The sequence below is a fragment of the Pseudomonas sp. genome, assembly GCF_049645325.1.
Taxonomy (GTDB): domain Bacteria; phylum Pseudomonadota; class Gammaproteobacteria; order Pseudomonadales; family Pseudomonadaceae; genus Aquipseudomonas.
This window is the reverse complement of the sequence record NZ_JBARTQ010000626.1, coordinates 1-11,846: the sequence shown is the minus strand read 5'-3', so window position 1 is coordinate 11,846 and position 11,846 is coordinate 1. Positions and strand designations below refer to the sequence as shown.

13 protein-coding genes are annotated in these 11,846 nt (G+C 60.3%); 6 read left to right on the top strand and 7 right to left on the bottom strand.

Translation table 11 applies throughout. From position 1 onward, the window contains the following. Nucleotides 1-49: 49 nt before the first annotated feature. From WBB95_RS26695 to WBB95_RS26685, 3 genes are all read right to left on the bottom strand, one after another. The gene (locus WBB95_RS26695; RefSeq protein WP_424490302.1) at nt 50-916 is read right to left on the bottom strand and encodes a carboxylate/amino acid/amine transporter; all 867 of its coding nucleotides are present in this window, start codon (nt 914-916) and stop codon (nt 50-52) included. A 203-nt stretch (nt 917-1,119) separates the two neighbouring features. Beyond that, complete coding sequence (locus WBB95_RS26690) at nt 1,120-1,719, bottom strand: FMN-dependent NADH-azoreductase (RefSeq protein WP_424490301.1); 600 nt, start codon at nt 1,717-1,719, stop codon at nt 1,120-1,122. A gap of 151 nt (nt 1,720-1,870) precedes the next feature. After that, nucleotides 1,871-2,185, bottom strand: a complete 315-nt coding sequence (locus tag WBB95_RS26685) for a 3-phosphoglycerate kinase (RefSeq protein WP_424490300.1) — start codon at nt 2,183-2,185, stop codon at nt 1,871-1,873. A gap of 49 nt (nt 2,186-2,234) precedes the next feature. Between WBB95_RS26685 and WBB95_RS26680 the strand changes: the two genes are divergently transcribed. From WBB95_RS26680 to WBB95_RS26665, 4 genes are all read left to right on the top strand, one after another. Next, nucleotides 2,235-3,158, top strand: coding sequence for a LysR family transcriptional regulator (locus WBB95_RS26680; RefSeq protein WP_424490299.1), 924 nt, complete (start codon nt 2,235-2,237; stop codon nt 3,156-3,158). A gap of 14 nt (nt 3,159-3,172) precedes the next feature. Beyond that, the gene (locus tag WBB95_RS26675; protein WP_424490298.1) at nt 3,173-3,976 is read left to right on the top strand and encodes an alpha/beta fold hydrolase; all 804 of its coding nucleotides are present in this window, start codon (nt 3,173-3,175) and stop codon (nt 3,974-3,976) included. A gap of 3 nt (nt 3,977-3,979) precedes the next feature. Continuing rightward, on the top strand, nt 3,980-4,543 hold the full coding sequence (locus WBB95_RS26670; RefSeq protein WP_424490297.1) for a peptidylprolyl isomerase: 564 nt from the start codon (nt 3,980-3,982) through the stop codon (nt 4,541-4,543). 94 nt (nt 4,544-4,637) lie between these two features. Beyond that, nucleotides 4,638-6,470 carry an ABC transporter ATP-binding protein gene (locus WBB95_RS26665; protein WP_424490296.1) on the top strand — a complete coding sequence of 611 codons (1,833 nt, stop codon included), beginning with the start codon at nt 4,638-4,640 and terminating at the stop codon, nt 6,468-6,470. 161 nt (nt 6,471-6,631) lie between these two features. Here the strand turns inward: WBB95_RS26665 and WBB95_RS26660 are convergent, their stop codons facing one another. After that, nucleotides 6,632-7,768 carry a GNAT family N-acetyltransferase gene (locus WBB95_RS26660; protein WP_424490295.1) on the bottom strand — a complete coding sequence of 379 codons (1,137 nt, stop codon included), beginning with the start codon at nt 7,766-7,768 and terminating at the stop codon, nt 6,632-6,634. A 282-nt stretch (nt 7,769-8,050) separates the two neighbouring features. On the opposite strand from WBB95_RS26660, the gene WBB95_RS26655 reads away from it, so the two are divergent. After that, on the top strand, nt 8,051-9,373 hold the full coding sequence (locus WBB95_RS26655) for a putative porin (RefSeq protein ID WP_424490294.1): 1,323 nt from the start codon (nt 8,051-8,053) through the stop codon (nt 9,371-9,373). A gap of 119 nt (nt 9,374-9,492) precedes the next feature. On the opposite strand, the gene WBB95_RS26650 is transcribed toward WBB95_RS26655, so the two are convergent. The 3 genes from WBB95_RS26650 to WBB95_RS26640 form a co-directional block, all read right to left on the bottom strand. Then, the gene (locus tag WBB95_RS26650; RefSeq protein ID WP_424490293.1) at nt 9,493-9,726 is read right to left on the bottom strand and encodes an anti-sigma factor family protein; all 234 of its coding nucleotides are present in this window, start codon (nt 9,724-9,726) and stop codon (nt 9,493-9,495) included. Then, the gene (locus WBB95_RS26645) at nt 9,720-10,334 is read right to left on the bottom strand and encodes an RNA polymerase sigma factor (RefSeq protein ID WP_424490292.1); all 615 of its coding nucleotides are present in this window, start codon (nt 10,332-10,334) and stop codon (nt 9,720-9,722) included. The genes WBB95_RS26650 and WBB95_RS26645 overlap by 7 nt, the downstream gene beginning before the upstream one ends. Before the next feature lie 163 nt (nt 10,335-10,497). Continuing rightward, the gene (locus tag WBB95_RS26640) at nt 10,498-11,619 is read right to left on the bottom strand and encodes a beta-ketoacyl-ACP synthase III (RefSeq protein WP_424490291.1); all 1,122 of its coding nucleotides are present in this window, start codon (nt 11,617-11,619) and stop codon (nt 10,498-10,500) included. Here WBB95_RS26640 and WBB95_RS26635 point away from each other — a divergent pair. Beyond that, nucleotides 11,614-11,846 (top strand): hypothetical protein (locus WBB95_RS26635; protein ID WP_424490290.1); only part of this gene is annotated, 233 nt, incomplete at its 3' end. The two genes, WBB95_RS26640 and WBB95_RS26635, sit on opposite strands and share 6 nt — an antisense overlap.

Genomic DNA, 11,846 nt, shown 5'->3' with positions numbered 1-11,846 from the left:
CCTTCGCGAGCAAGCCCGCTCCCACACAAGCCAGCCCCCACAGGGCGAATCAGTGGGGGATCGGCGCCTTGCGCACACCCAACCGGCTGATCCACACCGCGCCCAGGATCACCAGCCCACCCAACGCCAAGCGGCCCAGCGGCTCGTGCTGGTTCCAGATCAGCAGATTCAGCAACAGCCCCACCGGCACATGCAGGTTGTTCATGACCGCCAAGGTGCCGCCGTTCACCAGGCAGGCACCCTTGTTCCACCAGTACATGCCCAGCGCCGTGCTGACCAACCCGAGGAACACCAGCACGCCCCATTGCAGCGGCGCTTCGGGTAGGTAGTTGGCCTTGCCGAACAGCAGGAACGCCGGCAACACCACGAGCAATGCGCCCAGGTAGAAATAGCCAAAGCGCCGGTAATGCGGCAAGTCGCTCGGGTAACGCGCCACCAGATGCTTGTACATCACCTGCCCGGCGGCGTAGGTGAAGTTGGCCAGTTGCAGCAGCAAAAAGCCGCCGAGGAAGTTCGGCGTGATCTGGTCGAAGCGAATCACCGCCGCACCGCACACCGCCACCAGCGCGGCGATCAGCGCCCAGGGGTTGAAACGGCGGTTGAGGGCGTCTTCGATCAGGGTCACGTGCAGCGGCGTGAGGATGGTGAACAGCAACACTTCCGGCACCGTGAGCACCCGAAAACTCAAGTACAGGCACACGTACGTCACGCCAAATTGCAGCGCGCCAATCACCAGCATGCCGCGCATGAACCTGGGTTCTACCGCGCGCCAGCGGGTCAGCGGGATAAACACCAGCCCGGCCAGCACGACGCGCACCAGCACCGCGAAGTAGCTGTCGACGTGACCGGCGAGGTATTCGCCGATCAAGCTGAAGGAAAATGCCTGAATCAGGGTGACAACCAGTAGATAGCCCATGCGCGCCTCATTTCGAATGGGCGCGACTTTAAGGGTTTTCGGGAGTTGACGAAACTCGGGGCAAAAAAAACCCGACCTCGCTATAGCGGCAGTCGGGTAGGAGCACTCAGGAGCAAAAAGTGCAAAGGGAGGTTCGATACGCGTACTTGAAGGGTTTGCGTGGGTCGATATAAACACCACGCGATTATGTGACGATTAAACGATCACGCGACCTGAGCCAGCAGCGCTTTAGCGTGGTTGATGCCCTTCTCCTGAAAGTCACCGCTCAGGTTCACGCCCTCGGCGTGAATAAACGTGACGTCATGAATCCCGATAAACGCCATGACCTGGCGCAGGTACGGTTCCTGGTGATCGGAGGCGGCGCCGGTGTGGATGCCACCGCGAGCGGTCAACACAATGGCGCGCTTGCCGGTCAGCAAACCCTGAGGGCCGGTGGCGGTGTACTTGAAAGTCACTCCCGCACGCAGCACATGGTCCAGCCAGGCTTTGAGGGTGCTGGGGATGGCGAAGTTGTACATCGGCGCAGCCATCACCAATACGTCGGCGGCGAGCAATTCGTCGGTCAGTTCGTTGGAGCGGTCCAGGGAAGCCTGTTCGAGGCTGCTGCGCTGTTCGGCAGGTTTCATCCAGCCGCCGAGCAGGTTGGCGTCCAGGTGAGGCACCGGGCTGAGCGCCACGTCACGCACGGTGATCTGGTCCGCCGGGTGCGCAACCTGCCACTGGCTGATGAACTGCTGGGTCAGCTGACGGGAGACCGAATCCTGCTGGCGAGCGCTGCTTTCGATGATCAGAACGTTGGACATGGCTGTGTAGGCTCCATCTGTAAGTGCTGTAAGGCGATGGAGAAAAGATTAAACGGGGCTCATTCGATTAAAAAGCGCAAATAACTGCTATAAACCATCTAGAAATTTGTTTATAAGCGGAGTGTTGCTGTAGGCATCCTCCGCGATTGCTTTATTTCGGGGCGCACGTCAGCTTGATGCGCATTTTGATAATGCTACGGCTGAAATTGACGGTGGTGTTGGTAGTTTTGCCCGATTCAACCGTGACCTTGCGAGCACGCGGTGCTTCCGGGCCATTGGTGAAGACCAGTTTGCACACCGCGTCGTTGGCGCCGTAGTTGGTCAACCGAATCGAACTGATATTGCTGTCGATGTCAGACGCGCTGTAGTCAATCTTCACCCCCTGAATATCTTTGGAAACATCAGTGGTATAGGCAAACGCCGTCAATGGCAGCAGCGTCAGCAACACACAACAGAATTTTCTCATTCGGCAGTCTCCAATAAGGACCGCCAGCTTAGGACAAGAGGAGCTCAACTTGAAAGCGCCCCGCGTTACCCTCGATCAATGGCGCACCCTGCAAGCCGTGGTCGACCATGGTGGCTTCGCCCAAGCGGCCGAAGCGCTGCATCGCTCACAGTCCTCGGTGAGCTACACCGTGGCGCGCATGCAAGACCAGCTCGGCGTGCCGCTGTTGCGCATCGACGGGCGCAAGGCCGTGCTCACCGACGCCGGTGAAGTGTTGCTGCGCCGCTCCCGGCAGCTGGTGAAAAACGCCAGCCAACTGGAAGACCTCGCGCACCATATGGAACAGGGCTGGGAGGCCGAAGTGCGCCTGGTGGTGGATGCCGCTTACCCGAATGCGCGCCTGGTGCGCGCCCTCACCGCCTTTATGCCGCAAAGCCGTGGTTGCCGCGTGCGCCTGCGCGAAGAAGTGTTGTCAGGCGTCGAAGAATTGTTGATGGATGGCATGGCCGACCTGGCCATCAGCGGTTTCATTATTCCGGGTTACCTGGGCACGGAAATGAGCGATGTGGAATTCATCGCTGTGGCCCATCCCGACCACTCCTTGCATCGCCTGAACCGCGAGTTGAGCTTCCAGGACCTGGAGAGCCAGATGCAGGTGGTGATCCGCGATTCCGGCCGCCAGCAACCGCGCGACGTGGGCTGGCTCGGCGCCGAACAGCGCTGGACGGTCGGCAGCCTGCCCACCGCCGCGACGTTCGTCAGCAGCGGCCTGGGCTTTGCCTGGTTGCCCCGGCACATGATCGAACGTGAACTGCGCGAAGGCCTGCTCAAGCAGCTACCCTTGGAAAAGGGCGGCAGCCGCAACCCGACGTTCTACCTGTATTCGAACAAGGAAAAACCCTTGGGGCCGGCCACGCAGATTCTGATCGACCTGTTGCGCACCTTTGACACCGCTCCTTTGGACGCGCCTTTTGCCGCCCCCGAGCAAGCCTGAAACGGAGTTCACGCATGGCCTGGTTCGACCATGAAGGCTGCAGCCTGCACTATGAGGAATACGGCCATGGCGCCCCGCTGATCCTGATCCATGGCCTGGGCTCCAGCAGCCAGGATTGGGAATTGCAGGTTCCGGTGCTGGCCCGGCATTACCGCCTGATCGTGGTGGACGTGCGCGGCCATGGGCGCTCCGACAAACCCCGCGAGCGCTACAGCATCCAGGGTTTCACCTTCGACCTGGTCGCGCTGATCGAACACCTGAACTTACCACCCGCCCACGTGGTGGGTTTGTCCATGGGCGGCATGATCGCCTTCCAGTTGGCCGTGGACGAACCCGCCCGGGTCAAGAGCCTGTGCATCGTCAACAGCGCACCGCAGGTCAAGGTGCGCACGGCCGACGATTATTGGCAGTGGGCCAAGCGCTGGAGCCTGGCGCGATTACTCAGCCTGGCCACCATCGGCAAAGCGCTGGGCGACCGGCTGTTCCCCAAACCACACCAAGCCGACCTGCGCCGCAAGATGGCCGAACGCTGGGCAAAAAACGACAAACGTGCTTATCTCGCCAGCTTCGACGCGATTGTGGGCTGGGGCGTGCAGGAACAACTTTCCAGAATTACCTGTCCTACGCTGGTCATCAGCGCCGACCACGACTACACCCCCGTGGCGCAGAAAGAAAACTATGTAAAACTGCTGCCCGATGCGCGGCTGGTGGTGATCGAAGATTCCCGCCATGCCACGCCCTTGGATCAACCCGAAGTCTTTAACGCCACCTTGCTCGATTTTCTAAAGACAGTCGAAACCACTACCCAGGATCACTGACCCATGCTGAAAAAAATCGCCTTCTTCGCCGGTTCCGTATTGTTCGCAGCCAACCTGATGGCCGCCGAGCCCGCCAAGGCCCAGCACGTACTGATCACCACCACCAATGGCGACATCGAAATCGAACTCGACCCGGTCAAGGCGCCGATCAGTACCAAGAACTTCCTGGCCTACGTCGACAAGGGTTTCTACACCAACACGATTTTCCACCGTGTGATCCCAGGCTTCATGGTCCAAGGCGGCGGTTTCACTCAGCAGATGTCGCAGAAGCCAACCGAAGCACCGATCAAGAACGAAGCCAGCAACGGCCTGCATAACGTACGTGGCACCCTGTCCATGGCGCGCACCAATGACCCGAACTCGGCCACCAGCCAGTTCTTCATCAACGTGGCCGACAACGCCTTCCTCGACCCGGGCCGTGACGCCGGTTATGCGGTGTTCGCCAAGGTTGTCAAAGGCATGGACGTGGTCGATGTCATCGTCAACTCGCAGACCACCACCAAACAGGGCATGCAAAACGTGCCTATCGATCCTGTCCTGATCAAGTCGGCCAAGCGCATCGACTGAAGTCTGCAGGGCGTTCTTCAGGCAGCACCGCACGGGGCCCACAAGGCACCGTGCGCATTTGAAAGGAGAGCCCGCCAGGCGGGCGTCAACCCTAATGCTCTATCGTCGTTTTGAACAACTGATCGATATCTTCCGCGACGCCCCCAGCGCCGCCCCGCCCGATAAAGTCCTGCCGTTTTACCTCTACTTCCTGCGCCAGGTGTGGCCAAGCTTTGCCGCCTTGCTGGTGGTCGGCCTGGTCGGTGCGCTGATTGAAGTGGCGCTGTTCAGCTACCTGAGCCGCATCATTGACCTGGCGCAGGGCACGCCGCCTGCCAACTTCTTCCAGATACACAGCGCCGAGCTGATCTGGATGGCCGTGGTCGCCCTGCTGCTGCGCCCGATCTTCAACGGCCTGCATGATTTGCTGGTGCACCAGACCATCAACCCCGGCATGACCAGCCTGATCCGCTGGCAGAACCACAGCTACGTGCTCAAGCAGAGCCTGAACTTCTTCCAGAACGATTTCGCCGGGCGCATTGCCCAGCGCATCATGCAGACCGGCAACTCCCTGCGTGACTCGGCTGTGGCCACGGCGGAAGCCATCTGGCACGTATCGATCTACGCCATCAGCGCCCTGGTGTTGTTTGCCGAGGCCGACTGGCGCCTGATGATCCCGCTCATCACCTGGATCATCTTATACAGCCTGGCCTTGCGTTACTTCGTGCCTCGGGTCAAAGAGCGCTCGGTGATCTCCTCCGAAGCGCGCTCCAAGTTGATGGGCCGCATCGTCGACGGCTACACCAACATCACGACCTTGAAGCTGTTCGCTCATACCCAGAGTGAACAGGAATACGCCAAGGAAGCGATTATCGAGCAGACCGAAAAAACCCAGCTGGCCGCCCGCGTGCTCACCAGCATGGACGTGGCCATCGCCATCCTGAACGGCCTGCTGATTGTCACCACCACCGGCCTGGCCTTGTGGCTGTGGACGCAGTCGCTGATTTCCGTGGGCGCGATTGCCCTGGCCACGGGGCTGGTGATTCGTATCGTCAACATGTCCGGCTGGATCATGTGGGTGGTCAACGGTATTTTCGAAAACATCGGCATGGTCCAGGACGGCCTCAAAACCATCGCCATGCCGCTGGCAGTCACCGACCGCGAAAACGCCCCGCGCTTGAACGTTCCCCATGGCGAAGTGCGCTTTGAGCAGGTGGATTTCCACTACGGCAAGAAGAGCGGGATCATCAGCGGCCTGAACCTTGAGATCAAGGCCGGTGAAAAGATCGGCCTGATCGGCCCGTCCGGCGCGGGCAAATCGACCCTGGTCAACCTGCTGCTGCGCCTGTACGACCTGCAAGGCGGGCGCATCCTGATCGACGGCCAGAACATCGCCGACGTAGCCCAGGAAACCCTGCGCGAACAGATCGGCATGATCACCCAAGACACCTCGCTGCTGCACCGCTCGATCCGTGACAACTTGCTGTATGGCAAGCCGGATGCCACTGATGCAGAGCTCACTGCCGCCATTCACAAGGCCCGCGCCGACGAGTTCATTCCATTGTTGTCGGACGCCGAAGGGCGCACCGGGCTGGATGCGCATGTGGGTGAGCGCGGGGTGAAACTGTCTGGCGGGCAACGCCAGCGCATCGCCATTGCGCGCGTGCTGCTCAAGGACGCGCCGATCCTGATCATGGACGAAGCGACCTCGGCACTGGACTCGGAAGTGGAAGCAGCGATCCAGGAAAGCCTGGAAACCCTGATGCAAGGCAAGACAGTGATTGCGATTGCGCACCGGCTGTCGACCATTGCACGGATGGACCGGTTGGTAGTGCTGGAGAAAGGCCAGATCGCCGAGACCGGCAGCCATGCCGAGTTGCTGGCCCACGGCGGGCTGTATGCCAGGTTGTGGCAGCACCAGACCGGTGGGTTCGTCGGCATCGATTGATGCCTCCGGCAAACCGCCCCCCTTTGTGGTGAGCGGGCTTGCCCCGCGCTGGGCTGCGAAGCGGCCCTAGTAAGGGCGCTGCATTCTTGCAATTATTTCGCGGCGTAAGGTTTGGGGCTACTGCGTAGCCCAGCGCGGGGCAAGCCCGCTCACCACAGTGTTCACTGCTCCCCTGACGACTGCCGATAAGGCAGCGCCGCCCTCGCCTCTTCGGCATACGCCACAATCCCCACACGCTCACGCTCAAGAAAATCCTCCACGGCGTTCTTCAAACCCGGATGGCGCAGGTAGTGCCATGACCGGGTGATCACCGGCTCGAACCCGCGAATTAACTTGTGCTCTCCCTGTGCGCCGGCGTCGAAACGTTGCAGGCCGTGGGCAATGGCGTAGTCCATGCCCTGGTAGAAGCAGGTTTCGAAATGCAGGCGGTCGAACTCGGCCAGGCAGCCCCAGTAACGGCCGTAGAAACTGTCGCCACCGATCAGGCTGAAGGCCATGGCCACCGGGCGCGTGCCTTGTTTGGCAAGTACCACGCGGATCATCTCGGGCATGCGTTCGGCCAGCAGGCTGAAAAACGCGCGGGTCAGGTACGGCGACTGGCGGCGCACCGCGTAGGTGTTGGCGTAGCAGGCGTAGACGAAATCCCACTGTGCCTCGCTCAATTCGTGACCTTGCAGCCACTCGAAGTCGATGCCCTGCCCCGCCACTTGTTCGCGCTCTTTGCGCATCTGCTTGCGCTTGCGCGAACTCAAGGCGTCGAGAAAGTCCTGGAAGTCACGGTAGCCACGGTTCTGCCAATGAAACTGACAACCCAGGCGCTGCAACCAGCCCGGCTGCTGCGCCAGCGCTTCGTCGGCCAAAGGGTCGGTGAAATTGATATGGGCACTGGAAAGCCCTTCGATTTCCAGATAACCCGGCAGGCTGTTCAGCAGTTCAAAACCATCCTGCGCATTCGCCGCCAGCAAACGCGGGCCACTGACCGGGCTAAAGGGCACCGCCGTCAGCAACTTGGGGTAGTAATCGATGCCGGCACGCTGGCAGGCGTCCGCCCAACCGTGATCAAACACGTACTCGCCGTAGGAATGCCATTTGCGATAGCTGGGCAGTGCCGCCACCAGGCGCTCGCCCTCCCAATGCAGCAAATGCTCAGGCTGCCAGCCCGACTGCGGGCCCACGCTGGCACTGTCTTCCAGCGCGCTCAGGAACGCATGCCGCACAAACGGCTGGGCCTGCGGCACCAGAGCGTCCCAGACCTCGGGGGCGATTTCGGACAGGCTGTTCAGGCGTTGCAACGGCATCGGCATCCTCATTACGTCGGGGCGTGAAAGCCTGGCGAGTATCGCTTATCGCCGGGTTTCGCACACCTGCAAATGGGACGACAAAAACCGTGCCAGTTAGTTCCTTATTAAATAATTTGTCATCTACATGACATCACTTAGCCACTGTCACGTCATAAACGATCGCGATACTAACGCCTGTTTTTAGAGCACCTGGTTCTAGCAGGTGGCTATCTTTCCGTCCGTCATCGGTCGGTTGTGTCCTGGATGGTTTGCCATCCCTCCTCACTTTCGGAGATTGATATGCGTCTTGCTTCCACCAAAACTGCGGCGGCCCTGTGTGGCGGCCTGTTGCTGGCCCTGAGCGTTCCGGCCAGCGCTGCAGTCGACGCTAAATTGCTCGACATGCTCAAGGCCAATGGCCAGATCACCGCGGCGCAGTACACCGAACTGCAAACGGAATTGGCCAAGGATCAGAAGGAAAAGCAGATCGCGCAGCAAGCTCAACAAGAGAGCAACGAGCAGATCGCGGCCACCGCGAAAAAAACCAACGACCTGAGCGTGTTCGACCAGAAACTGGCGTGGGCCGCCAAGACCCAGTTCAAGGGTGACGTACGCTTCCGTCAGGAAACCGTGAAGATCCAGGGCGAATCCAACAACGGCGGCCGCGACAAGGATCGCCAGCGCATCCGAGCGCGCCTGGGCGCCTACACCGAGATCAACTCGCAGGTCGACACCGGCATCCGTATCGCCACCGGCAGCAACGACGACGCGCGCTCCACCAACCAGGACCAGGACAACTACTTCGACAAGAAGTCGATCTGGCTGGACCTCGGCTACATCGACTACCACCCGGACCAGATCAAGAACCTGCACGTGATCGGCGGCAAGATGCTGCAGCCGTGGGTGAACATGGGCGATGTGATCTGGGATAGCGACATCAACCCGGAAGGCCTGGCCCTGACCTACAAGTACCCATTGGGCAGCAGCGCCGAGCTGTTCGGCAGCATCGGCAACTACAACCTCAAGGACAACGTCGATGGCGACGGCGTGCAATTTCGTCACGACCTGCGCCTGACGTCCGGCCAGCTGGGGACGCGTTTCTCGGTCACCGACAACCTGAAAATGACCTTGGGCGGCAGCATCTACGCTTACCAGAACGACAAGGACAGCACCTGCACCACGACCTCGACGCCGTGCGCACTGGCGGTCAACGGCAACTCGCCGAACGAGCAATTCCGCCTGTACGAAGGTTTTGCGCAGGCCGACATCGGCGGCCTGGCCGTGCCATTGGCGTTCTACGGCCAGTACGTGAAAAACAACGACGCGTCCACCGATCAGGACACCGCCTGGTTGTTGGGTGCCAAGTCCAAGGTCTTCGGTTTCAACCTGGACTACAACTACCGCGATACCCAGCGTAACGCCGTGGTTGGCGCCTTCACCGACTCGGACTTCGCCAACGGCACCACCGGTTCGCGCGGTCACAAAATGAAGGTCAGCTACGACATCGACAAGAACTTCGCCCTCGGCGCCACGTACTTCCTGACCAAGGCTGACTACGCCAGCCGCACCCAGCGCGATGCCAACACCAACACCCTGCAGCTGGATGCTGAAGCCAAGTTCTGACGATAAGTGTTAAAAGCCTTGGGCCAGGACGGCCCGAGGTGGTTGTAACAGCTCAGCGTGGGTGGGGCGATCCCCATCATCCGTTCGCCCCACCCACGCAAGCTGCCTCGTCCCCGCCTTTACTGATCCTTCAGCCGCTCGGCCACCAGCCGCTCGGCCAATGCATCAGCATCCTTGACCGGCTCATCCGGCATGATTTTCAGCGTCGCCTGCATCAGGCGCATCTGGCGGATAAAACGCCGGCAGTTAGGGCAAAACATCAAGTGATGACGCACCAGCAGACGCTCGCGAAAGGTCAATTGCCCATCGAGATAGTCACTGGAACGTGCCACTTGTTCTTTACAGGTCAACATTCGCCCGTTTCCTCAAAATGCTCCACCGTGGCGAAGACTTTAAGCCGTGCTCGATGCAACAGCACACGGACATTGGAGAGCGAGAGCGTCAGAAGATTACAAATCTCTTCCAACTCCAGGCCCTGGCGTTCACGCAGCACCAGCACGCTGCTTTGCAGCTCCGACAAACTCAGCAACGTATGCTCCAGGCACTTGCGCAATTCCTCCTCGGTCAGCAACGCTTCCGGGGTGTCCTGGTGCCAGGCATACGGGGCGACGGCCCAGTGGCCATCGTCGGGGACAAAGCGATCATCACCGATGGTGCCGTGGGGCGAGGGCAAATCGTCGAGCAATACTTCCCTGCGATTCTGTTTATAGCGGCCCTTGGCGGAGTTCGCGGTGATGGTCAACAGCCAGGTCTTAAGGCTGGAACGCCCTTCGAACTTGGCCAGGTTGCGCACCACCGACAGCCAGGCGTCCTGCACCACTTCATCGGCGTGGCGCTGGCCGACAATCGCATACGCCACCGCACGCATCGCGCTCTGGTAGGTGGTGACCAATTCCTTGTAGGCCCGCTGCTCGCCCTTGAGCAGACGTTCAAGCAGGTGCGCGTCGTCCGCTGCTGCCATTCAAGACCTCGATTTCAAAGTAAAAACCCGCTGGGTGGAGCAACCCGATTCCTGTGGAAGCCGGGCTTGCCCGCGATGCAGGCACTGCAGCATGGCAGTCATGCCGAGATGATGCTATCGCAGGCAAGCCTGCGCCCAAAGCCTGACCGTGCCCAACCGCCGATCAGCGTTTACGCAGGATCACGCTGCCAATCGAGTAACCGGCGCCAAACGAGCTGAGTACGGCAATAGAACCCTTGGGCAAATCGTCTTGATAGGTGTGAAACGCAATCACAGAACCCGCCGAACTGGTGTTGGCGTAGGTGTCGAGAATCACCGGCGCTTCTTCTACCGAGGCTTCGCGACCCAGCAGTTTTTTCACGATCAGGTGGTTCATGCTCAGGTTGGCCTGGTGCAGCCAGAAACGCTTCACATCGGTGACGTTCAACTGGTTTTCTTCCAGGTGCACACCAATCAACTCGGCGACCATCGGGCAGACATCACGGAAGACTTTGCGACCTTCCTGCACGAACAGCTTGTCCGGCGCGCCGACGCCCTCTTCCGCCGTGCGGTTGAGGAAGCCAAAGTTGTTGCGGATGTTGTTGGAGAACTTGGTCAGCAGCTTGGTGCTCACCACGTCGAACTGGTGCTCGGAAGTCGCCAGGTCGGCACGCTCCAGGATCACCGCCGTGGCCGCGTCACCGAAGATGAAGTGGCTGTCGCGGTCACGGAAATTCAGGTGGCCGGTGCAGACTTCCGGGTTAACCATCAGGATCGCACGGGCCTGGCCCAGCTGGATGCTGTTGGCGGCGTTCTGAATGCCGAAGGTCGCCGAGGAACAGGCCACGTTCATGTCGAAACCGAAGCCTTCAATGCCCAACGCTTCCTGGACTTCAATGGCGATGGCCGGGTAGGCGCGCTGCAGGTTGGAACAGGCGACGATCACACCGTCGATGTCGGCGGCGGTCTTGCCGGCGCGCTGAAGGGCCTGTTCGGCGGCGCCGACGGCCATCTGGCAGAGTACCGACCATTCGTCATTGCTGCGCTCGGGCAGGCGCGGGGCCATGCGTTGCGGGTCAAGAATGCCGTCTTTGTCCATCACAAAGCGGCTCTTGATGCCCGACGCCTTCTCGATGAAGGCGGCGCTGGACTCGGTCAGCGCCTGCACGTCACCGCGCTCGATGGCGGCGGCGTTGTCGGCGTTGAACTGTTGCACGTAAGCATTGAAAGACTGCACCAGCTCTTCGTTGGAGATGCTGTTGGCCGGGGTGTACAGGCCAGTGCCGCTGATGACGACGTTATGCACGGTCGTTCCTCTAAATCTGTCAGGCAGAAGATATTGGTACCGTCGTACCAAACTGTAAGTCGTTCGATGCCGTCCAGCGAGCATCAAACTGGCAACGCTTTATTCCATCGCGCCGTGGCTGCAACAGGCCATCCCGACGATCCCGGCATTTATAACCGCGAAGTTTGCCACAACCCCGGGGATTTGGCGCTATTTCCCCGGCAAACGCCGATCTGGGTGATGTACCC

Coding starts and splice junctions, on each gene's coding strand:
- WBB95_RS26695 (WP_424490302.1), bottom strand. CDS start 916: ATGGGCTATCTACTGGTTGTCACCCTGATTCAGGCATTTTCCTTCAGC.
- WBB95_RS26690 (WP_424490301.1), bottom strand. CDS start 1,719: ATGTCCAACGTTCTGATCATCGAAAGCAGCGCTCGCCAGCAGGATTCG.
- WBB95_RS26685 (WP_424490300.1), bottom strand. CDS start 2,185: ATGAGAAAATTCTGTTGTGTGTTGCTGACGCTGCTGCCATTGACGGCG.
- WBB95_RS26675 (WP_424490298.1), top strand. CDS start 3,173: ATGGCCTGGTTCGACCATGAAGGCTGCAGCCTGCACTATGAGGAATAC.
- WBB95_RS26670 (WP_424490297.1), top strand. CDS start 3,980: ATGCTGAAAAAAATCGCCTTCTTCGCCGGTTCCGTATTGTTCGCAGCC.
- WBB95_RS26665 (WP_424490296.1), top strand. CDS start 4,638: ATGCTCTATCGTCGTTTTGAACAACTGATCGATATCTTCCGCGACGCC.
- WBB95_RS26660 (WP_424490295.1), bottom strand. CDS start 7,768: ATGCCGTTGCAACGCCTGAACAGCCTGTCCGAAATCGCCCCCGAGGTC.
- WBB95_RS26655 (WP_424490294.1), top strand. CDS start 8,051: ATGCGTCTTGCTTCCACCAAAACTGCGGCGGCCCTGTGTGGCGGCCTG.
- WBB95_RS26650 (WP_424490293.1), bottom strand. CDS start 9,726: ATGTTGACCTGTAAAGAACAAGTGGCACGTTCCAGTGACTATCTCGAT.
- WBB95_RS26645 (WP_424490292.1), bottom strand. CDS start 10,334: ATGGCAGCAGCGGACGACGCGCACCTGCTTGAACGTCTGCTCAAGGGC.